The sequence below is a fragment of the Weizmannia sp. FSL K6-3076 genome, assembly GCF_038007245.1.
Classification (GTDB): Bacteria; Bacillota; Bacilli; order Bacillales; family Bacillaceae_C; genus Weizmannia; species Weizmannia faecalis.
This window is the reverse complement of record NZ_JBBOWU010000001.1, coordinates 1,975,090-1,997,217: the sequence shown is the minus strand read 5'-3', so window position 1 is coordinate 1,997,217 and position 22,128 is coordinate 1,975,090. Positions and strand designations below refer to the sequence as shown.

Annotated in this window: 21 protein-coding genes, 1 other RNA gene, 1 pseudogene and 1 other annotated feature; of the genes and pseudogenes, 19 read left to right on the top strand and 4 right to left on the bottom strand. The window is 47.5% G+C overall.

The window, feature by feature from the left end; genetic code table 11:
* Positions 1–11: 11 nt before the first annotated feature.
* Entirely contained in the window at positions 12–1,484 is a 1,473-nt protein-coding gene (locus NSS95_RS09510) for an N-acetylmuramoyl-L-alanine amidase (RefSeq protein ID WP_061565553.1), read from the bottom strand.
* A 137-nt stretch (positions 1,485–1,621) separates the two neighbouring features.
* On the opposite strand from NSS95_RS09510, the gene NSS95_RS09505 reads away from it, so the two are divergent.
* The 6 genes from NSS95_RS09505 (at position 1,622) to NSS95_RS09480 (ending at position 7,576) form a co-directional block, all read left to right on the top strand.
* Entirely contained in the window at positions 1,622–1,798 is a 177-nt protein-coding gene (locus NSS95_RS09505) for a hypothetical protein (protein WP_168986061.1), read from the top strand.
* A gap of 127 nt (positions 1,799–1,925) precedes the next feature.
* Positions 1,926–2,148 (top strand) — a binding site (T-box leader).
* Between the two features lie 144 nt (positions 2,149–2,292).
* A complete protein-coding gene (gene hisS / locus NSS95_RS09500; protein WP_061565554.1) occupies positions 2,293–3,576 on the top strand; it encodes a histidine--tRNA ligase in 1,284 nt (427 codons plus the stop codon).
* Positions 3,573–5,345: an aspartate--tRNA ligase gene (gene aspS, locus NSS95_RS09495; protein ID WP_081106217.1), complete on the top strand. Its 1,773-nt coding sequence runs from the start codon at positions 3,573–3,575 to the stop codon at positions 5,343–5,345. Before hisS ends, aspS begins: the two co-directional genes overlap by 4 nt.
* A gap of 164 nt (positions 5,346–5,509) precedes the next feature.
* Positions 5,510–5,694: non-coding RNA, 6S RNA (ssrS, locus tag NSS95_RS09490), on the top strand.
* Positions 5,695–5,754: 60 nt separating this feature from the next.
* Complete coding sequence (locus NSS95_RS09485) at positions 5,755–6,735, top strand: bile acid:sodium symporter family protein (protein ID WP_328228084.1); 981 nt, start codon at positions 5,755–5,757, stop codon at positions 6,733–6,735.
* 73 nt (positions 6,736–6,808) lie between these two features.
* On the top strand, positions 6,809–7,576 hold the full coding sequence (locus NSS95_RS09480; RefSeq protein ID WP_276211230.1) for a tRNA threonylcarbamoyladenosine dehydratase: 768 nt from the start codon (positions 6,809–6,811) through the stop codon (positions 7,574–7,576).
* A 32-nt stretch (positions 7,577–7,608) separates the two neighbouring features.
* Here NSS95_RS09480 and NSS95_RS09475 read toward each other — a convergent pair whose 3' ends face one another.
* A complete protein-coding gene (locus NSS95_RS09475; protein WP_061577088.1) occupies positions 7,609–8,886 on the bottom strand; it encodes a replication-associated recombination protein A in 1,278 nt (425 codons plus the stop codon).
* Between the two features lie 267 nt (positions 8,887–9,153).
* On the opposite strand from NSS95_RS09475, the gene NSS95_RS09470 reads away from it, so the two are divergent.
* From NSS95_RS09470 to recD2, 10 genes are all read left to right on the top strand, one after another.
* On the top strand, positions 9,154–9,897 hold the full coding sequence (locus NSS95_RS09470) for an SDR family NAD(P)-dependent oxidoreductase (RefSeq protein WP_014097906.1): 744 nt from the start codon (positions 9,154–9,156) through the stop codon (positions 9,895–9,897).
* Positions 9,898–10,718: 821 nt separating this feature from the next.
* Positions 10,719–10,880, top strand: coding sequence for a matrixin family metalloprotease (locus NSS95_RS16985; RefSeq protein ID WP_429890298.1), 162 nt, complete (start codon positions 10,719–10,721; stop codon positions 10,878–10,880).
* 30 nt (positions 10,881–10,910) lie between these two features.
* Positions 10,911–11,579: a cell surface protein gene (locus NSS95_RS09465; protein WP_276210333.1), complete on the top strand. Its 669-nt coding sequence runs from the start codon at positions 10,911–10,913 to the stop codon at positions 11,577–11,579.
* Positions 11,580–11,593: 14 nt separating this feature from the next.
* Positions 11,594–11,746, top strand: a complete 153-nt coding sequence (locus tag NSS95_RS09460; RefSeq protein WP_340713869.1) for a hypothetical protein — start codon at positions 11,594–11,596, stop codon at positions 11,744–11,746.
* A 183-nt stretch (positions 11,747–11,929) separates the two neighbouring features.
* On the top strand, positions 11,930–13,240 hold the full coding sequence (locus tag NSS95_RS09455) for a transposase family protein (RefSeq protein WP_014095824.1): 1,311 nt from the start codon (positions 11,930–11,932) through the stop codon (positions 13,238–13,240).
* Between the two features lie 365 nt (positions 13,241–13,605).
* Positions 13,606–14,025, top strand: coding sequence for a cysteine metabolism transcriptional regulator CymR (gene cymR, locus NSS95_RS09450; protein WP_013859764.1), 420 nt, complete (start codon positions 13,606–13,608; stop codon positions 14,023–14,025).
* A 20-nt stretch (positions 14,026–14,045) separates the two neighbouring features.
* Positions 14,046–15,191, top strand: a complete 1,146-nt coding sequence (locus NSS95_RS09445; RefSeq protein ID WP_340713868.1) for a cysteine desulfurase family protein — start codon at positions 14,046–14,048, stop codon at positions 15,189–15,191.
* Positions 15,192–15,206: 15 nt separating this feature from the next.
* Positions 15,207–16,322 (top strand): tRNA 2-thiouridine(34) synthase MnmA, encoded by a 1,116-nt coding sequence (gene mnmA, locus NSS95_RS09440; protein ID WP_340713867.1) that lies wholly within the window; start codon positions 15,207–15,209, stop codon positions 16,320–16,322.
* Between the two features lie 384 nt (positions 16,323–16,706).
* Positions 16,707–17,375 carry a tetratricopeptide repeat protein gene (locus NSS95_RS09435; RefSeq protein WP_035188209.1) on the top strand — a complete coding sequence of 223 codons (669 nt, stop codon included), beginning with the start codon at positions 16,707–16,709 and terminating at the stop codon, positions 17,373–17,375.
* Positions 17,376–17,385: 10 nt separating this feature from the next.
* Complete coding sequence (gene recD2 / locus NSS95_RS09430) at positions 17,386–19,809, top strand: SF1B family DNA helicase RecD2 (protein ID WP_340713866.1); 2,424 nt, start codon at positions 17,386–17,388, stop codon at positions 19,807–19,809.
* Between the two features lie 166 nt (positions 19,810–19,975).
* Here the strand turns inward: recD2 and NSS95_RS09425 are convergent.
* A pseudogene (locus tag NSS95_RS09425) lies at positions 19,976–20,320 on the bottom strand (Glu/Leu/Phe/Val dehydrogenase dimerization domain-containing protein); the annotation flags it as partial.
* 331 nt (positions 20,321–20,651) lie between these two features.
* On the opposite strand from NSS95_RS09425, the gene NSS95_RS09420 reads away from it, so the two are divergent.
* Complete coding sequence (locus NSS95_RS09420) at positions 20,652–21,113, top strand: Lrp/AsnC family transcriptional regulator (RefSeq protein ID WP_035188198.1); 462 nt, start codon at positions 20,652–20,654, stop codon at positions 21,111–21,113.
* Between the two features lie 38 nt (positions 21,114–21,151).
* Here the strand turns inward: NSS95_RS09420 and NSS95_RS09415 are convergent, their stop codons facing one another.
* Positions 21,152–21,592 (bottom strand): YndM family protein, encoded by a 441-nt coding sequence (locus tag NSS95_RS09415; RefSeq protein ID WP_014097917.1) that lies wholly within the window; start codon positions 21,590–21,592, stop codon positions 21,152–21,154.
* Positions 21,593–21,751: 159 nt separating this feature from the next.
* Here NSS95_RS09415 and NSS95_RS09410 point away from each other — a divergent pair, with 159 nt between their 5' ends.
* Together NSS95_RS09410 and NSS95_RS09405 are read left to right on the top strand one after the other, a co-directional pair.
* Positions 21,752–21,964, top strand: coding sequence for a hypothetical protein (locus tag NSS95_RS09410; RefSeq protein ID WP_035188196.1), 213 nt, complete (start codon positions 21,752–21,754; stop codon positions 21,962–21,964).
* A gap of 17 nt (positions 21,965–21,981) precedes the next feature.
* Positions 21,982–22,113, top strand: a complete 132-nt coding sequence (locus NSS95_RS09405) for a DUF3918 family protein (protein ID WP_080746274.1) — start codon at positions 21,982–21,984, stop codon at positions 22,111–22,113.
* Positions 22,114–22,128 lie beyond the last annotated feature (15 nt).

Sequence of the window (22,128 nt, the reverse complement as noted above, 5' to 3'; positions counted from 1 at the left end):
CCGGCATTTTTTTACTGAAAATAAGCTTTTAACCCGTTATAAATGCCGGCCACTGCCTTCGTTTGAAAAGACTTCTCCACGATATGCTTTTCTTCAGCCGGACTGCTCAAATAACCGAGTTCAAGCAAAATGGCAGGCTGGGTATTTTCACGGATAACATGGAAATCCCCGAATTTTACGCCCCTGTCAACGGTGCCGAGCCGGCTTGTGATCTGGTTATTGACAAGCCTTGCGAAATCATAGTCCTGCGCATGATAATAATACGTCGTATGCCCGCGCGTATGGGAATCTTCAGCGCTGTCAAAATGAATGCTGACAAAAGCATCGGCATGATTTGTATTGCTGATGGCGGTTCTTTCCGACAAAGATACGTACGTATCGCTGTTCCGGGTTAAAATGACCCGGGCGCCCGCTTTTTTCAGCTTTTCGTACAGGGCATTCGCCGTTTTCAGCGTTACCAATTTTTCGAGCGTGCCGTAAGCGCCGGTTGTGCCATTATCCGTTCCGCCGTGACCGGGGTCAAGCACAATCGTCTTTCCCTTGATTCCTTTTTTTACAGCCGTATCACTTTTTTGGGCGGCTTTTGCCGAAATATAGGCTGAAGTGCCGCTTTCCAGCCTGATTTTATACCAGCCGTCCATTTCTGAAACGACGGGAAAACGGTCTCCGGCCTTGGCGGTTCCCACCGTGTCCGAGCCGGATTGTGGCCTTTTGTAAAGGTTTGTGCCGGAATGGAGGGTCACTTCTGCTTCACTGCTGCGCTTTGCCTGGCTTTCGCGCGTCACATAGAAGCCTGCGACCCATCCGTGCGTGCCGTCTTCCAGTTCAACTTCATACCAGCCGTGGTCGGTTCCGGTAATTTCAAGTCTCGTCCCGTACGTTACTGTCGCTACCGTTCCGCTTTGAAGCGAAGGAGACCGGCGGATATTTAGGCTTGTGGCGGCAACAATTGCGGCGCTTACGTTGTTTTCCGCCATTTTCCCGGCGTTTTTGTTTTTTTCCGTCTGTACATACTGGCTGTCTGCCCAGCCTGAAACATTGCCGCTTTCAATATAAACCCAGCCGCCTTCTGCCCTGGTAACCGTGACTACGGCATTTTTTTCAAGCGTGCCAACGATTGCGGCAGACTGGTCCGGCGCTTTTCTGATGCGCAGGCGGTCAGCGGTGATTTTTCCTTGTTTTCCTTGTTTTGATTGTTTTGCGGAAGGGGTGCCTGTTTCCACAAGCCAGCCCGCAATCCAGCCTGTATTTCCTTGCGGGAGGCGGATTTGAAACCAATCCCCGTCCTTTTGAAGAACCGTGTACGTGTCGTTTTCGGCTGCTTTGCCTGCGATCGGGTAGGACACCCCGGGCCCGCTGCGGATGTAGACAGCCGCATGCGTCACCGTTACCGTCCCGGCCTCTTCCGCCCCCGCATGGATCACGCCGGGTGCAATCAGAAAAAAGAGCACCAGGAAAAACAGCCGGAAAAAAAGTTTTTTCACATCTCCACCCCTCATCCCTGTCCGGAAAATTGTCCACTATTTGTTATTCGCGCTCCGTAAAAAAACTCCTTTTTGCGGGTAAGAAAAAATAAAAAAGGGAAAAATAGAAATGATGGAACGAGAAGGAGTGAACGGCATTGAGAGCAGCGGATAAAAATAGGACAGCCGGTAATGCATTTAATCAAATTTACGGCGTTAATTTCCAGGATCCGGGAAGTGCCGGGCAGGAAGCGTTCAACGCTGAATCAGCGATTGAAACTGGTCTTTCAAAAGGGGACCTGAAACTTTTGAAAAAGAAACTGGGGCGCTCATAATGAAAGACCCGATCCGCGGAAAACGAACTTTTTCAGGCGCTGAACGCAGATCGGGGAAAAACTTTGCCGGCAGCCTTGACAACAGCCGGTGCCACGCGTAACATAATAAAAATAGATGGTAAAATTGGCAAAACCGATGACAAAGAAGAGTAATTAAGATCCGTGTGAAAAGAGAGGAAATGTCCCGGGCTGAAAACATTTCTGCACAACGGCTTAATGAACGAACACTTTGTAGGTTCTGTCCTGAACGGAAATCCAGTAGGGACGGGCGTTACAGGCGTTAACTGTAAAAGTGGAAGCAGACGCTTCAATTAGGGTGGCACCACGGGAATTCAACTCTCGTCCCTTGTTTATAAGACAAGGGACCGGGGGTTTTTTATTTTACATAAACATTGATTGAGAAGGAGGATACTCGTCTTCATATCAACATTTTTAGGCATGCAGGATGAAAATGAAAACCCATCATTTTTCAGCAATAGAAGGAGGAGTACGCCATGACCGTTCAAATTCCGCGCGGCACGCAGGACATCCTGCCCGGCGAGGTGGAAAAATGGAATTATATTGAGAACACTGCAAAAAAAATATGTGAAAACTATCAGTACCGGGAAATCCGGACACCGATTTTCGAATATACCGAGCTTTTCCAAAAAGGGGTCGGGGACACGACGGATATTGTCCAAAAAGAAATGTACACATTCAATGACAGGGGTGGGCGCAGCCTGACACTGCGGCCGGAGGGGACAGCGCCTGTCGTCCGTTCCTTTATCGGGCATAAAATGTTCGGAAACGCGGTTCAGCCGGTCAAACTGTATTATAATGGCCCGATGTTCCGCTATGAACGGCCGCAAGCAGGGCGCTTCCGTCAGTTTGTCCAGTTCGGCGTTGAAGCGCTTGGAAGCGAAGACCCGGCCATCGATGCCGAGATCATTTCGCTCGCAATGGACATTTACAAACAGCTTGGTTTAAAAAATGTCAAACTTGTGATCAACAGCCTCGGCGATAAAGAAAGCCGGCTCAGGCACCGGGAAGCGCTTATTAGTCATTTCAAACCGCATATCGGGGAGTTTTGCGCGGACTGCCAAAAACGCCTTGAACAAAATCCGCTGCGTATTCTCGACTGCAAAAAAGACCATGATCATCCGCTTATGAAAACAGCGCCATCCATTTTGGATTATTTAAATGATGCATCAAAAGCCTATTTTGATAAAGTTTTACAGTTTCTCGGCACGCTCGGCATCCCATATGAAATCGACCCCGGGCTTGTGCGCGGCCTTGATTACTATGTGCATACGTGCTTTGAAATTATGAGCAATGCGGAAGGATTCGGCGCAATCACCACCCTTTGCGGCGGTGGGCGTTACAATGGCCTCGTTCAGGAAATGGGCGGGCCGGAAACGCCGGGGATCGGGTTTGCCTTAAGCATTGAACGGCTGCTTGCCGCACTGGACGCGGAAGGCATCGAACTTCCTGTCGGCCACAGGACGGACTGCTATGTGGTCGCGATCGGTGAGGAGACGAAACCGGCTGCTTTTAAATTGCTCCAGGCATTAAGAAGTGCCGGGTTCTCAGCTGACCAGGATTATTTGGGGCGCAAAGTGAAAGCACAGTTTAAAGCGGCGGACCGGGTGAAAGCCGCATTTGTTGCGGTCATCGGCGAAGAGGAGCTGCGGGCCGGGAAAGCAAGCGTCAGAAATATGGCGACAGGCGAACAAAAAGAACTGCCGCTTGAAGGATTTATTACAGCTTTTAAAGATATGGCAAACAGGGGGGAAGCATGATGGAAGGACGTTCTTACTATTGCGGTGATGTGACGGAACAACAGATTGGCGAAAAAGTGGTACTGAAAGGATGGGTGCAGAGAAGGCGCGACTTGGGCGGCCTCATTTTTATCGATTTGCGCGACCGCGCCGGCATTGTCCAAGTTGTATTTAATACGGCGGTCTCTGAAGAAGCTTTTAAACTTGCGGAAAAAGTCCGGAACGAGTATGTGCTCGAAGTAGAGGGGAAAGTCATCGCCCGTTCCGAAAATACGGTAAATCCGAACTTAAAAACGGGCAAAATTGAAATTCAGGCTGACCGCCTTGCGATCATCAACAACGCAAAAACCCCGCCGTTTATGATTGAAAACGAGACGGATGTAGCGGAAGACGTGCGCCTGAAATACCGTTACCTCGACTTGCGGCGCCCGGTCATGTTTGAAACGATGAAAATGCGCCATGCGATTACAAAATCGATTAGAGGCTTTCTCGATGAAGAAGGGTTTATCGATGTTGAAACCCCGGTTTTGACAAAAAGCACCCCGGAAGGCGCCCGCGATTATCTCGTGCCGAGCCGGGTGCACCCTGGCGAATTTTACGCCTTGCCGCAGTCGCCGCAATTGTTTAAGCAGCTTTTGATGATATCCGGTTTTGACCGCTATTACCAGATTGCCCGCTGTTTCCGTGATGAAGACTTGCGTGCAGACAGGCAGCCGGAATTTACGCAAATTGATATTGAAACGAGTTTCATGAGCCAGGAAGACATTTTGACCATGACAGAAAAAATGATCAAACGGCTGATGAAAGAAGTGAAAAACATCGATATTGAAACGCCGCTGCCAAGGCTGACCTACGAGGAAGCCATGAACCGGTACGGATCGGATAAACCGGACACCCGCTTCGGCATGGAACTGGTGGACGTCTCCGAAATCGTCCAAAACGCCGGTTTTAAAGTGTTCGCGTCTGCCGTTACCTCGGGCGGGCAAGTAAAAGCGATCAATGCAAAAGGGGCGGCAAGCAAATATTCAAGAAAAGACATCGACGCGCTCGGCGAATTTGCCGCACGTTACGGCGCGAAAGGCCTTGCCTGGCTAAAAGCGGAAAACGAAGGGTTAAAGGGCCCGATCGCAAAATTTTTTACAGAAGCGGAACAATCGCAATTAGCGGCCGCTACAAATGCAGAAACGGGCGATTTGCTGCTGTTTGTAGCGGATAAAAAATCAGTCGTTGCCGATGCGCTCGGGGCGCTAAGAAACAAGCTCGGCAAAGAACTCGGCCTGATTGACGAGTCAAAATTCAACTTCCTGTGGGTAACGGACTGGCCGCTTTTGGAATATGACGAAGAAGCAGGGCGTTATACGGCAGCACACCATCCGTTCACGATGCCGTTTGAAGAAGATATTGAGAAGCTGGAAACCGACCCGGCAAGCGTAAAGGCGCAGGCCTATGATATTGTATTGAACGGGTATGAACTCGGCGGCGGATCGCTCCGGATTTATAAACGGGATGTCCAGGAAAAAATGTTTAAGGCGCTCGGCTTTTCAAAAGAGCAGGCACAGTCCCAGTTCGGCTTTTTGCTTGATGCGTTTGATTACGGCACGCCGCCGCACGGGGGCATCGCACTCGGCCTTGACCGGATTGTCATGCTCCTTGCCGGCCGCAGCAACTTGCGCGACACGATTGCATTTCCGAAGACAGCCAGCGCCAGCTGCCTGCTGACGAATGCACCGGGTGCGGTCAGCGAAGCGCAGCTGGATGAGCTGCAATTGAAATTAAAAGCAAAAAAATGAGATCGAAACCCGGAAAAGGGGCGGCATAAAATTTTTCCAGCCGCTTCGCGAAGAAACGCGTCCGCTGCCGCTATCCCGTAAGAACGGGAAAAATGCGGACCGCCTGCGAGCCTTTTTTCGTTTGAAAACGGGTGAAAAAAATGCTATGATATAAACAAGTTGAATGAGTCCTGGGGTGTTCGTATATGTTCCTATCGTTTTGACCGAACACTTCATTATCGGGGGCCCGGAGTCACCAGACGGCGTGCATGCCCTTTGCGGGGACGCATAAAGCCTGGTGCAGGGCACCCACCTGCTCGAGAGCGGGATCAAAACAGAGGATTGCAAGAACGGCACGTCCGGGGCTCATTCTACTCCTTTCCCTCTTTAGAAAAAGAGGGTTTTTATTTTTGGAAAAGAAGGAATTTTTGTGTGTTTTTCGTTTTTTGATCGCGCAAACCGTTTCCTTGGCAAAATGATGCCGGTTTTTATCCCGGGAAGCTTGATCATCGGGATGGTGCTCGGGCACCGGCTGACAGGCCTTTTATTTTTAGTACCGTGGCTGTTTGCTTTTATGACTTTTACGGGGAGCATCGGCTCAACCTTTAAGCAGCTTGGGGCGGTTGTCCGCCATCCGTTCCCGGTTTTGCTTGCTTTAGGGGTGCTGCATCTATTCATGCCCTTGTTTGCGTACGGAACGGGGCATTTGCTCTTTCCCGGGCACCCGCTGACGACAACCGGGTTTTTGCTTTCGGCCGCCATTCCGACAGGTGTGACAAGCTTTGTATGGGTCATGATGCAAAAAGGGAATATCCCGCTTGTTTTAACGGTCATTTTGATAGATACCCTGCTTTCACCGGTTGTTGTGCCGCTTACTTTGCTCTTGTTTGTTGGCAAGAATGTACATATTGAGGTTGGGCCGCTCATGCAGGATCTTTTTACGATGATCGTCATCCCGTCTTTGCTCGGCATCCTGTTCAGCCAGTTTACACAGCTTGAAACCCAGCGGAAGGCTGCTTCAGTGCTTTCCCCGTTTTCCAAAATCGGCATATTTCTTGTTGTCATGATCAACGGCGGGGTCGTATCGCCGTACCTCAGGGGAATAGATGCCCATGTGCTGTTTATTATCCTGACTGTGCTGTTCATTTCGGCTTGCGGCTATTTATTAAGCTGGCTGATCGGCGCTTTGTTCCATCTTGACCGCGGCATGATCGTGACATTAACGTACAGCGGCGGTATGCGCAATATCAGTGCCGGATCTGTCATCGCAGTCACCTTTTTCCCGGCCCAGGTTGTGCTGCCGGTCATCTCCGGCATGCTTTTTCAGCAGGTGCTGGCCTCTTTTTTCGGAACATTGCTTTCGAGCGTATACAGGGATAAAAAAACAGAAAAGCCGGTTGCAAGCAGCTGAACATAAAGGTTTGCTTTCCGGGCCGTTTTTGGATAATCTAGGGAAGAAATGAGTATGTTTGGAGATGAGAAAATTGCTGCATCAGTTTTCACGGAATGAATTGGCAATCGGGCAGGAAGGGCTGCAAAAGCTGAAAAACAGCACCGTTGCTGTTCTCGGTGTCGGCGGTGTGGGCTCGTTTGCGGTTGAAGCTTTGGCCCGGTCGGCAATCGGAAGGTTAATCCTTGTTGACAAAGACGATGTTGACATTACAAATATTAACCGCCAGATTCCGGCGCTGCTTTCCACTGTCGGGCAGGCGAAAGCCGATTTGATGAAAAAACGGATTGCCGATATCAATCCGGATTGTGACGTGATTTCTTTAAAAATGTTCTATACGGAAGAAACGGCTGAACAGTTTTTCTCTTACAAGCCGGACTATGTGGTGGATGCAAGTGATACGATTATTTACAAAGTGCATGTAATGAAAGAATGCCTGAAACGGAAGATCAAAATTATATCCAGCATGGGGGCGGCCAATAAAATGGACCCGACACGCCTCCGCATCGCAGACATTTCCGAAACGCACACCGATCCGATTGCCCGCGTTGTGCGCCTGAAGCTGCGCAAAGAAGGCATCAAAAAAGGCATTCCGGTCGTGTTTTCCGACGAAAGCCCGATCGTCATCCGCGAAGAGGTCCGCAAAGTGGTCGGTAATGATGAAGCCGAAACCCGCAAAGCGCAAATGCCACCATCATCCAATGCGTTTGTTCCGTCCACTGCAGGGCTGTTTATGGCAAGTTTCGTTGTCCGCGACATTTTGAAAGACATCCCGGTAAAAAGGGTAAAAGATGAACATTGAAAAAAAGAAAGCATCTGGGATGCTTTCTTTTTTTACGGCTTATGGTTCCGCTCAATTTTTTCATAGACTTGAGCAAGTGCCTGCTCAAATTTGCCCGTTTTTTTCGGATCATAATAATGGGCAAATTTTAGGGTGTCCGGAAGATATTGCTGTTTGACCCAGCCGTTTTCAAAGTCATGCGGGTATTTGTAACCGATGCCCCGTCCCAGCTGTTTTGCGCTTTTATAATGGGCGTCTTTCAGATGGGCGGGCACTTCGCCGCTTTTTCCGGCACGGATATCGGAAAGGGCGGCATCAATTGCCATGATCGCGGAATTCGATTTCGGCGACAGGCATAATTCGATGACCGCAGCTGCAAGCGGGATGCGCGCTTCCGGAAACCCGAGCCGTTCTGCCGCTTCGATGGCGGCAAGGGTGCGCGCGCCGGCCTGCGGGCTTGCAAGGCCGATGTCTTCGTAAGCAATCACAAGGAGTCTGCGCGCAATGCTCGGCAAGTCCCCGGCTTCGATCAGCCGGCCCAAATAATGGAGGGCGGCATTGGCATCGCTGCCGCGAATCGATTTTTGAAAAGCGCTCAGCACATCGTAGTGCGCGTCGCCGTCCTTATCATGGGCAAGGCTTTTTTTCTGCAGGCATTCTTCGGCAATGGCAAGCGTAATGTGGATCACGCCGTCATCATCAGGTTCGCTTGAAATCACGGCCAGTTCCAGCGCATTTAACGCGCTGCGCACATCGCCGTTCGATCCTTGCGCAAAATGGTTGAAAGCCGCTTCATCTATTTTCACTTTGTATTTGCCAAGGCCCCTGTCCGCATCATCAAGGGCACGGGTAAGCGCCGTCTTGATCTCATCAAGCGATAAAGGGAAAAGCTCAAAAATCTGGCAGCGGCTCCGGATCGCCGGGTTAATGGCATGGTACGGGTTGCTCGTTGTGGCCCCGATCAGGACGATCATGCCGGACTCAAGATACGGCAACAAAAAATCCTGTTTTGCTTTGTCGAGCCGGTGGACTTCATCGAGAAGCAAAATGACTTTTCCACTCATTTTTGCTTCGGCGGCGACAATCTCCATATCTTTTTTATTGTTCGTCACGGCATTTAACGTACGGAATGCATATTTGGTGCTTCCCGCAATCGCGCTGGCAATCGACGTTTTCCCAACGCCCGGCGGCCCGTACAAAATCATGGAAGAAAGCTGGCGCGCTTTGACCATCCGGTATATGATTTTATTTTTGCCGACGAGATGCTCCTGTCCGATCACTTCATCAATCGTGCGCGGCCGCATCCGGTAGGCAAGCGGTTCGTCTTTCATTTTAATCGCTCCAAACCTGTTTTCGTATCCTTATCTTAACAGATTTCACGGACATGCGGGAAGCAATCAGGTTTTTCGGGCGTAGGTTTAAAGGGAATAGCATTGATGGGGGCTTTTTGTATTTTTCAGTTTTCCCGGCTGTACATTGTTGCTTTTTTGATATAATGATTGTAGGCTAGGAAAATGGGCGCCATAAACGGCTGCGGAAAAAAATGAAATCCGGCCGTGCGTGGTTTTTGTATGATTTGACATAGGAAGGTGAACGCGGTGAGACTGAAAAATAAAGTTGCGGTCATTACAGGCGGCGCTTCCGGAATCGGGGAAGCGACGGCCTGGCTTTTTGCGAACGAGGGTGCGAAAGTCGTCATCGGGGATGTGGCGGAATCCAAGATGGAAATTGCCGACAAAATCAAAGAAACCGGTGGGGAAGCGCTTTTTGTTCATTGTGATGTTTCCGATTATTACAGTGTCAGGCATTTAATGGAGAAGGCGACGGATACTTACGGGAAGCTTGACATTCTGGTTGCGTGTGCCGGGATTCCGGAAAAGCACGGGCCTGTTCATGAACTCGACCAGGACTACTGGCAAAAAGTATTGGACATTAACTTAACCGGTGTCATGCTTTCCAATAAATATGCGATCCCGTACATGCTGAAAAACGGAAAAGGCGCGATTGTCAACATGGGCTCTTTTATGGCCCACGTCGGGATTACCAACAGTGCGGCTTATTCCGCCGCCAAAGCTGCGGTTGTGAATTTGACGCGGGCGGAAGCTGTTACGTATGCCAAACAGGGCATCCGCGTCAACAGCGTTTCTCCGGGTACAACAGAATCGCCGGCACTGAAATATTTCACAAAAGAACAAATTCAGGAAACCATTGACCACAATCCGATGAAAAGACTTGGCAAGCCGGAAGAAGTGGCGAAAGCCGTCTTGTTCCTTGTAAGCGATGACGCATCGTTTATTACCGGCACGGACCTCCATGTAGACGGGGGTTATACGGCACAGTAAAAAACACCATCCGGGGAAAACCGGATGGTGTTTTTCGAATGAAGCCGGATTTTTGAAAGACGGGCCCCCTTCGAAACGTCTTTATCCATACCAATTGTCGCCTGCCAGTATTCATCTCCCGCCTGCTCGGTGGCAGATATACGAAAAACCGATAAACAGGACCTGCCAGCAGATGGGGAAGATAAAAAAGGCGTCCTTTCTTCATATAGAGCCCGTCTACGTGAAGGAAGCAAGCAAAAACGAGGTCCTTCCTTAACATAGGGCGCGTCTATGTTAAGGAAGTGCAGAAAAAAGGCGTCCTTCCTTCATCTAGAGCTTGTCTACGTTAAGGAAGCGCGGAAAAAAGAAGGCCTTTCTTCACCTAGAGCCCGTCTACGTTAAGGAAGCAAGCAAAAACGAGGCTCTTCCTTAACATAGGGTGCGTCTATGTTAAGGAAGCACGGAAAAAATGCGACCTTTCTTTATATAGAGGGCGTCTACGTTAAGGAAGCGCAGAAAAAAGAAGGCCTTTCTTCACCTAGAGGCCGTCTATGTTAAGAAAGCAAGCAAAAACGAAGGTCTTCCTTCACATAGCAGCAACAGTAAAATTATAGAGTTGGTGGCTAGTTCATTCAGGAGGGCATCTAGACTGGGATGGGTCTTCCACTTCCTCATCTTATTTCAAAAAGGGAGTAAATACATGGAATGATTATAAAAGTGGTGTGATTAGACACGATTCTGCTTCTGTTATACAAGATGTGGCTATTTCAGATTACAAGGAGAACTCTTCCACCTGTGCTTATACTTCTTCAGATGGAGCAATTCGTTTCAACAAGACGGTAATGTCTGATCTGAGCTCTAAAGAAAGACAATATGTCGCGACCCATGAACTTGGACATGCTTTAGGCTTGAAACATCATACGAGCAGTGACATGATGTATAAATACGAAACAGCCAGAATAACATTAAACGCTAATGAAAGCGCATTACACTTCGTCGGCTAAAAGAACCTAAAATCAAAGGAGTGATTCAGAATGAGTTTTTCACAGAAAAAAACATTGCTTCCATTGGTGGTCGTTCTGGTATTGATTGCTGCAATGGCGATAGGGGCTTGCTCTCATCATTCTGCAACCAATAAAACGAGCAAACATCCTAAAAAAGTGCAGATGGACGGTACTTTTTCAATTAATAGGGATCATCCTGAAGAAACTGTCGGGGACGCCGATTATGTATTTTTAGCACGCGTTGAGGAGAAAACAGGTACGGCATATAAAAATACAACACAAATTGAAACAGAAGAGGGTACGAAGGAAATTTCCACACCCTATACCAATTACAAAATAACAGTATTGGAAAATATGAAAGGTGAACTAGAGACTGACAAACCGATTCCTCTTCAAAAAGCTGGCGGCATTTCGAAAGATGGGAGTTCAATCGTAACATTTGATGATGATGTGCTTCCTGAAGTTGGCCAATCTTATGTATTTTTAGCATATGCACAAGATGATGGTTCTTTACTTGTTTCAGGCCCCAACTCAAATACAGAGGTTTCAGGAATTGACGATACGGACACAAGTGACACAATCGAATCCTCTTCTGTTAATCATTCTTCCGTCATGAAAACGTATAAAAATGAATTGAAGCACCAAATAAAGTCAGATAGAAAACGAAGTGTTTCCAAATATGACAAAACCAAAGATTAAAAGATGATTTTATTATGAAACTTGCGAAAAAAATGCAAAAATTAGCCTTAATCAAACATAACAAAATACCCTCTATAGCCTCCATGAATGACAGGGGGCTTTTTGCTGTTTTCAATGATGTTTTTCAAGTTAAAGTAGCATTCACAAGCCGCAGCTCTGAGGAGTAAAAATTTTTCGTGATAATTTAAATATACCTCCCAAAAAAGCGGCCAAATATGTAATAATTTAAATAATTAGAGCTTGCTGGACGAATATTTTGGCATGGCTTAGTGACAAGTCGAATACAAGCTAAAATTTGATTCGTTCAGCAAGCCCTAATTAAACTTGGCTGTTTTGAGGGGGTTTTTATTTTGGTTACTAGAAAAGAAAAAAGAAATCGTGAAAAAGAAGCAAATTATTTTTTCGAGTTCCTTAAAATTCAGAAGCATTTTTTCAAAGACCTGATGAATAACCTAAAAAAGGTAGCAGACCACCGACATCAAAGCTATATCACTTATGGTCCAGAGGTCCTTTTATTTACGATGATGTTGAAAAATATGACCGGCCTAAAATCCATGAGAAACATGAGTGAGCGTTTTAATAAAGAAGAATGTATTAAAAATGTAGGGAAGGTGTTAGGCTTAGATTCTCTTGAAGAACTTCCACATTATGATACAATTAACGACTTTTTATCTGGCTTAGATGTAAATGAATTAGAAAAAATTAGAACGTATATGATTAAAGAATTATTGAAAAAAAGGTCTCTCGAGTCTTATCGAATTGAAGGAAAGTACTGGGGTGTCATCATTGATGGAACTGGATTACACACCTTTCATGAGAAACATTGTAAACACTGCCTGAGACGGGCATATACAAATAAAGAAACAGGAGAAACGAACGTACTTTATATGCACCATGTACTTGAAGCCAAGCTTGTCGTGGGGGATATGGTCTTCAGTATTGCCTCCGAATTTATCGAAAATGAATCAGAAAATGTTTCTAAGCAAGATTGTGAATTAAAAGCCTTCGACAGGCTGGCAAAGAAAATAAAAAAAATATTTAAAAGACTACCGATTTGTATCTTGGGAGATAGTCTCTATGCATGTGAAACGGTATTTAATCTGTGCAGGGCGCACAAATGGAAATATATATGCAGATTTAAGGAAGGGAGAATTAAAAGTATCTCGACGGAGTTTAAGGCAATAAAAGAGCTGGAACAAAGTAAGGATCAGAATTCATTAGTTTGGGTGAATGATATTGCCTACAAAGACAGAACGGTCAATCTGATGGAGGCCACAATGAAAACAGAGGATGGGAAATCGAAAGAGTATGTATTTATAACGGATATTAAAATCACGAAAAAGAACGTGGAACGACTCATCGCTGCAGGAAGAAGCCGCTGGAAGATTGAAAATCAAGGATTTAACGAACAAAAAAATAATCGTTACAATATAGAACATGCCAATAGCCAAAACTACACAGCCATGAAAAATCATTATTTATTAGTTCAAATAACAGATATTATTAGACAGCTGTTTGAAAAAGGTTCGTCAATCTTAAAAGCACTCAAAAAAACGGCAAAAGAAAAATCCTCAAATCTGTTGGAATCGTTTCGGACACGCATTTTAACAGACGAGGATTTCACCCATTTAAGTAAGCCAATACAAGTAAGGTTTACTTAATGGTTATATTATAGCAAAGGATGTGATGTAAAAAAAGGTTTTTTTGAAGTTATCCACAATTTTAAAAAAGAAATTTGCAAATTCGGCTCTTTTTGACTTTGAAAGCAGAAAAAATAGATGGAAAAATTTTCTAAATGTGGATAAGTCATTTTATCATAAAACATCTAAAAATTGATGAATTTACTCTTCAGAACTGCACAAGCCGCTCTTGTTTCGCATTATGCCGATAAATATGCTATAATATGTTAAGTTTGGGACCAGTCTGTTCGTTCATTTATATGAATGGGCTTATTTTTTTACGCGCTCATCTGCCGTTTTTGGCTTAACAATTTTTTTCGGGAATAATCGGAAAGAGGTGGAATGAAATGAAAATCTCAACGAAGGGCCGCTACGGGCTGACCATTATGATTGAACTGGCAAAGCGGTACGGCAAGGGGCCGACTTCCCTGAAATCCATTGCCCAGAGCCAGAATTTGTCTGAACATTATCTGGAGCAGCTGATTTCCCCGCTCCGCAATGCCGGGTTTGTCAAAAGCATCCGCGGCGCTTACGGCGGCTATGTTTTAACGCAAAAACCTTCGCAAATCACAGCCGGTGATGTGATCCGCGTGCTGGAGGGCCCGATTACGCCGGTAGAGGGCATTGAAGACGAAGAACCGGTGAAACGCCAGCTCTGGATCCGGATCCGGGACGCGGTCAAGGACGTTCTTGACAGCACAACCATCGAAGATCTGGCCAAATACCGGGAAGATACAGAACCGGATGCCTACATGTATTATATTTAAATTGATATGGGGTGCGAAAAGTGGAGAAAATTTATTTGGACCATGCGGCCACTTCCCCTGTCCTTCCGCAAGTTGCAGAAAAAATGATGCAAGTGCTTACCGGCCATTTCGGGAATCCGTCGAGCATTCATGCATTCGGCAGGGAAGCGCGCCGCATTTTGGACGAAGCGCGCCAGGTGATTGCAGACAGCATCGGCGCGCAGTTTAATGAAATCATTTTTACAAGCGGCGGAACCGAAGCGGATAATTACGCGATTCTCGGTACGGCAGAAGCAGCCGCTGAAAAGGGAAAACATATTATTTCCACGGCAATCGAGCATCATGCTGTTTTGCATCCGCTGGAATATTTGGAAACAAAAGGGTACGACGTCACGTATTTACAGCCGGATGAAACAGGGCGGATTAAGGCGGAAGACGTGCAAAAAGCGCTCCGGAATGATACCATTCTTGTCAGCGTGATGTATGGGAATAATGAAGTCGGATCGATCCAGCCAATTGCCGAAATCGGCGGGCTGCTGAAAAACCATCCGGCCGTTTTCCATACGGACGCCGTCCAGGCTTACGGAAATGTGAAGCTCGACGTAAATGCCCTGAACGTGGACATGCTTTCCGTTTCGGCCCATAAAATTGGCGGGCCAAAAGGGATCGGATTTTTATACGTTCGGAACGGAACAAAATTGAAAAACCGCAACTTCGGCGGCGCACAGGAATTAAAACGCCGCCCGGGGACGGAAAATACGGCGTCCATTGCCGGTTTTGCCGAGGCCGTCAAATGGGCGCAGCAGGCGCTTGCTGATAAACCAAAGCAATACGGCACTTTTAAACAAAGATTTATGGAAATTTTAAAGCAGGAAAAGGTGGAATTTCAGCTGAACGGCAACGCGGAGGCGGCACTTCCGCATGTGCTCAACTTAAGTTTTCCGAAAACGGACGTGGAATCGATGCTTGTCAATCTGGACCTTGCCGGGATTGCGGCTTCAAGCGGCTCTGCCTGCACAGCCGGGTCGATTGAACCTTCCCATGTCCTTGTTGCCATGTTTGGGCGCGATTCGGAACGGCTCCGCACCTCCATCCGTTTCAGTTTCGGAATTGCCAATACGATTGAGCAAGTGGAAGCGGCCGCCCGCAAAACGGCAGAAATCGTCCGCAAGTTCCAGCAACAATAGAAAAGAGGAGGCATTATGCAAAAAGCACCAAAAGATACAAGAGTGGTTGTTGGCATGTCGGGCGGCGTTGACTCTTCTGTTGCCGCCTATTTGCTTAAACAGCAGGGCTATGACGTGATCGGCATTTTTATGAAAAACTGGGATGATACCGATGAAAACGGCGTCTGCACGGCAACGGAAGACTACAATGACGTCATCCGCGTCTGCAACCAGATCGGCATTCCGTACTATGCCGTTAATTTTGAAAAACAGTATTGGGATAAAGTGTTCACATATTTCCTTGATGAGTACCGCGCGGGAAGGACGCCGAACCCGGATGTGATGTGCAATAAGGAAATCAAGTTCAAGGCTTTTCTTGAACATGCTTTAAACCTCGGTGCCGATTATCTTGCGACCGGCCATTATGCACGCGTGGCGTACCGGGACGGCGAATATAAAATGCTGCGTGGCGCGGATGGAAATAAAGACCAGACGTATTTCCTCAATCAGCTCGGGCAGCACCAGCTTTCGCGCGTGATGTTCCCGATCGGGGAGCTCGAAAAACCGCGCGTCCGCGAAATTGCGAAAGAAGCCGGGCTTGCCACGGCAAATAAAAAAGACTCGACCGGCATCTGCTTTATCGGCGAACGCAATTTCAAAGAATTTTTAAGCCATTATCTGCCTGCGCAAAAAGGGCTGATGAAAACGCTCGACGGAAAAGTGATGGGCGAACACGAAGGCTTGATGTACTATACAATCGGCCAGCGCCACGGCCTCGGGATCGGCGGTTCCGGCGAGCCATGGTTTGCTGTCGGCAAAGACCTGAAAGAAAATGTCCTTTATGTGGAACAGGGATTCCATCATCCGGCCCTCTACTCCGATTATATGACCGGCGTGAAAGCAAACTGGGTATCGGGCAAAAAGCCGCCTGAAGTATTCCGGTGCACCGCGAAGTTCCGCTACCGCCAGCCGGACCAGAAAGTAACGGTCCAGCTGCTTGGTGATGATGAAGTCAAAGTCATTTACGACGAACCGGTTCGCGCCGTCACCCCCGGCCAGGCTGTTGTTTTTTACAACGGTGAAGAATGCCTCGGCGGCGCCACGATCGATAAAATTTATAAAAACGAAGAACAGCTCATGTACGTCGGCTGATCTTACAGGAGCCATGCACACAATTGTGTGCATGGCTTTATTTATGGGCAAACAGGTCACTGCTCTAAACCGTTGGACAGGGGAATGTGATTGCCGGAAACAAGGAAACGGGGAGCTCGCCATGATCGCAGTACAGGTTTATACATGAAACAGGAAAAGGGCGGTGCTCCTTCACACAGCTCGAAAAAACCATCACCCGGACCGACCGCATTGCGCACAGCTGTAAAAATCGCCTCATCCTTCACACAGCCAGTGAAGACCATGTTCTGGACCGGGTGGGGAAAGTGCAAAAGCATGCTCTCACAAAATGCCGGGGTTCGTTAAAAAAGTGAAGGGATTCATTTTATGTTATAATACTCGTATCATCAATCAGGAGTGTACGAAATGAACAAGCATGAACGCGGTATGAAAGCCTTGCAGGATAAAAAATATGATGAAGCGCTGAAATGGTTTAATGAAGCGATCGAAGACAATCCGGACGATCCGGTCGGCTATATCCATTTCGGCGATGTGCTGCTTGCTGCAGGCGAGCGGGAAAAGGCGCAGAATTTTTACCGGAAAGCGCTGGCATTGAAAGAACTTCCCGCTCCTTTTTACAGCCTCGGCACAATCCAATACGAAGAGGGGCATTATGAAGCGGCTGCCGGCTGTTTTGAAAAAGCCATCCGGCTCGGGCTCAAGGACAAAGATACGTATTTTATGCTCGGCATGTGTTTTATGATGCTCGGCAATCCGCGCTTTGCCATGCCGTATTTGCAAAGGAGCGTTGAACTGGATGAAGGGGATACGGAAGCGAGATTTCAGTACGCGCTTTCCCTTATCAAATCCAATTTCGCGGACGAAGCGCTGAAACAATTTCAAAAAGTGCTGGAACAGGACCCAAAACATACGGATGCTTTATACAATACAGGCGCGATTTATATGCAGTTCCTTAGCGACCTGGAAAAAGCGGCCGGCTATTTCAAAAAAGCGGTGGAGATTCAGCCGGGCCATCTGCTTTCGGGATACGGCTTGAAAATGGTTGAAAAACTGAAAGACATTGAAACGCTGTAAGGTGATGAAATTGGAAAAACAGCATGCGATGGATTTATTCCAGGACGAGGAAAATTTTATAAAAGGAAAGCATCTCGCGACCATCTTCCATAACGAGCAAAATTTGTATTCCGTCATCCGTGTGCGGGTGGAAGAGACCAATATCGGGCTGGAAGATAAGGAAACGGTGATTACCGGCTATTTTCCGCGCATCCATGAACAGGAAACGTACACCTTTTTTGGAAAAATGCAGGAACACCCGAAATTCGGCCCCCAGTTCCAGGCAAACCGCTTCCAAAAAGACATCCCCAATACAAAGCAGGGCGTTATTGAGTATCTTTCCAGTGATTTATTTAACGGGATCGGCAAAAAAACGGCGGAGCGGATCGTTGACGTGCTCGGTGAAAATGCGATCAGCAAAATATTGGAAAATCCCGCCGCCCTTGATGAGGTACCGAAACTGGCACCGGAAAAAGCGCAGCTGATTCATGATACGTTAGTTGAACACCAGGGGCTTGAACGTGTCATGATCGGACTTGCACAATACGGTTTCGGGCCGCAGATTGCGATGCGCATTTACCAGGTTTACGAGGATGAGTCGCTCGAAAAAATTGCGCAAAATCCATACCAGCTCGTTGATGATATTAAAGGCATCGGTTTCGGGCGGGCAGATGAACTCGGCCGGCAGCTCGGCATCAGCGGGACGCATCCGCACCGCATCCAGGCCGGCTGCTGTTACATGCTGGAAATGGAAAGCATGCAGCACGGTCATGTGTACGTCCTGAAAGAAGAACTTGCACAGGATGTCAAAGCCCTTTTGGAAGAATACCAGCATGTTGAAATCCCGATGGACTTGATTGAAAATGAGCTGGTAAAACTTCAGGAAGAGAGCAAAGTGATCATGGAAGAAGACAAAGTCTATCTTCCGTCCCTCTATTTTTCGGAAAAAGGAATCGTTTCCAATATTGAGCGGATTATGTCGCAAACCGAGTATGCGGAACAGTTCCCGGAATCTGAATTCCTGCTTGCTTTAGGCAGTCTTGAGGAACGGATCGGGGTCGAGTATGCCCCGTCGCAAAAGGAAGCCATCCAAAAAGCGCTGATGAGTCCGATGATGATTTTAACGGGCGGGCCCGGCACAGGGAAAACAACGGTCATTAAAGGGATTGTGGAACTGTACGGTGAATTGCACGGCGTCTCGCTTGACCCGCAAACCTATAAAAAAGATGAGGTATTTCCGATTGTTCTCGCGGCGCCGACAGGGAGGGCCGCGAAAAGAATGGCGGAGTCAACTGGTCTGCCGGCGATGACGATCCACCGCCTGCTCGGCATGACCGGCATGGAGGACCTGGACGATTCAGAGGAACGGCAAGTAGAAGGCAAGCTTGTCATCATTGATGAAATGTCGATGGTCGATACATGGCTTGCGAACCAGCTGTTAAAGGCGCTGCCGGATGAAATCCAAGTCATCATGGTTGGGGATGAAGACCAGCTGCCGTCCGTCGGTCCAGGCCAGGTGCTGAAAGATTTATTGAAATCGAACGCCATCCCGGTTGTCAGGCTGACAGACATATACAGGCAGAAAGATGGTTCTTCGATTATTGAACTGGCCCACCATGTTAAAAATGGCCGTATTCCGGAAAATATTTTTCAAATGCAGGCAGACCGTTCGTTTATCCGCTGTTCTTCCGGGCAGGTGGCGGAAGCGGTGGAAAAAGTGGTGAAAAGCGCGAAACGGAAAGGCTATACGGCAAAAGACATTCAGGTGCTGGCGCCGATGTACAGGGGGCCGGCCGGCATTGACCGTCTGAACAGCCTGTTGCAAAATATTTTTAATCCGAATGAGAACGGGGCCCGCAAAGAGCTGAAGCACGGGGACGCGGTTTACCGGATCGGCGATAAGGTACTGCAGCTTGTCAACCAGCCGGAACACGGGGTGTATAACGGCGATATCGGCGAGATTGTCTCGCTTTTTACCGCAAAAGAAAATACGGAAAAACAAGATATGCTCATCGTTTCTTTTGATGGGATTGAAGTGACGTATACGAAGCCAGATTTCAATCAGATTACGCTTGCGTATTGCTGTTCGATCCATAAATCGCAAGGAAGCGAGTTTCCGGTCGTAATTTTGCCGGTTGTCCGCAGCTATTACCGGATGCTGCGCCGAAACTTGCTGTATACGGCGATTACAAGGAGCAAAAAAATTTTAATTCTGCTTGGCGAAGAACCGGCTTTCCGGATGGGTGTGGAAAGGGAAGATGACCAAAAGCGGAAGACGACACTGTGTGAAAAACTGGCTGAAGCATTAAAAACGGCACAAAAAGAGGCAGGGACGGAGACAGCCCTGTCCTTAACAGAAGAAAATTGGGACCGGGTCGACCCGATGATTGGCATGGCGGGCATTACCCCGTACACGTACGCAGAAGAAGGACAGACTGCGTCCCAACCGGATTAAGCAACCAAAAAGCAGCGGCAGGCCCCGCTGCTTTTTGGTTTGGCTCAAGGATCAAGTTTTCTGGCAGGTTGGACCTGGCTGATTTGGACACTTTTATCCCCGGCGTTTTTAAACTTAAAGATGGATATGGCCGTTAATAGGGCTAAAACGATGACGCAGGCAATCATAAGGAGTCAACAAACTGGCCAAAAGCTCTGAACATGGCGGGGGTTTTATCCTTTGACGGGTCGCCGATCAACACTGCTTTTCCTCCGCCAAAATCGACATCCGCCGCTGCACATTTATAGGTCATCCCTTTCGATAACCGCAACACATCTTCCAACGCTTCATCCAGCGTCCGGTACGGCTGCATGCGGCAGCCTCCCAATGCGGGCCCGAGTGTCGTATTATGGATTGCGATAATGGCTTTCAAACCTGTCGCAGGATCATTACAAAAAACAATTTGTTCATGTTCCTGCATTTTATCGAGCAATGTTTCCGTTGTTTGCATATGCGGTTTGATTACATTCATTTCAGATTACCTCCATTTGCACTGTGGATATAGTGATAAAAGTTTAAAAGAAAAGGTTTCCTGCACTTATTTTGACAGCGTTTACATTTCACCGGACCGCCGCCTAAAAATCATTGCAATTGAATACTTTATTGCACCAGAAACGATGTGCTAGAATGAAAGCGGTAACATCATGTGAAATCTAAAAATTTATAAGATTTTGTGTCTGAATCCATCATAAACGATGGCAAAAAGAAACGAAATAACAAACTGTATCAATTTCGGGTGTAAACCTTTCTATTTTGAATAAGTTTTCGTATCGCAAACTGCATTTTGCAAAGGGGGCTTTTTCATGGACCAGTTGGACATTCGTCTTCTTGAAATGCTGCAAAAGGACGGGCGCATGACTTTAAGTGATTTATCGAAGAAATTGTCCCTCAGCCGCCCGAGCATTTCGGAGCGGTTGAAACGGCTACAGGAGAAGGGGATTATCGAAGGATTCAGCGCAAGGGTATCCCCGAAAGCTGTGGGCAGGGAAGTGGTTGCTTACATGCAGGTAAGTGAGATCAAGATGTCCACTTATACAGAATTTGAGAAATGGATTGTGCAGGTTCCCGAAATTGTTGAATGCCATCGCTTGACAGGCGCTGTCAGCTATTTGCTGAAAGCTGCTGTTACCTCTATGGACCATCTGAGCAAGCTGATTGACCGGCTAACCCCTTATGGAAACATCAACACATCGATCGTACTGTCATCACCGGTCGCTTTTCGCTGTATGACGCCGGTTCCTTTTGAAGAAAAACAAAAAAATTAGGGCTTGCGAAACCCCGGTTTAAACATCCCGGCAAGCCCTTATTGCTGTTTCTTTCCCGTTTCCGGACGGATTTCCTCTGCGGTTTCCGTGCCGTACCGGAGGGTTTGTGCTTTGCTCCGCCGCGGAACCCCTTTTTGGAGCACATAGTCGGTTAAATATTGGTGATAAAAATGTTCGAATACGCTGATGACGACGGCAGCACCGATCGAAACCTGAAGCCCCGGCAAATGGTTGTGGGCGAAAAACCGAGTCATCCCCCAGATGACAGAAAATGCAAGCCCAAAGTCTAAGATCAGTACAAACCAGTCCGCTGTGCGCGGAAGAAGGCCAAGATCAGCCAAAAAATAAGAAATCACGCTAAGCAAGAGCGCTGTAAACAGCACACCGAAAAAAGACATGCCGTAAATGAAGCCGAGCACCAAATACAAAAAAATAAAATGCCCGGCGATTTTAATCAAAAGCGGTTTAATGTTTTGCATACATGTCACTTCCTGCTGTTGGTTTCCTATATTTTTTCCGGAATGGACGATCATACGCTGGGAACCGTTTCCTTGCATGCTGTCAGTCCGCTCCGGCAAACTATATATGCCGGTTTGACGTATGCTTTTTGGAAAAATTGGGCATATTGGTAAGCAAAAATGGACCTTGAAAGCGAGGTGCTTACCATGCAATGCCCGAATTGCCGAAGCAAGGACATCGGAAAAATCGGCGTGAACCAGTATTACTGCTGGAACTGTTTTATTGAACTATCGGTTGCAAAAAATACAATCCATACGCATCAGGTGGAAGAAGACGGCACATTGAGCTCTTTGGATGATTTGTTTGAGGAAGAAGCACGCAAACTCAGCTGAATGGAGGGAATGGGGAAATGAACAAAATGATGATAGCTGCAGTCGGTTTTGGTGCGGGAATGGCCGCTGCCCAAATGGCGAAAAATGGCTTCGCGGACAGGCGGCAGATGCGGAAAATGGCAAAGCGGGTGCGCAAGGCATTCCGTTAAAACCGCCTATCCGAT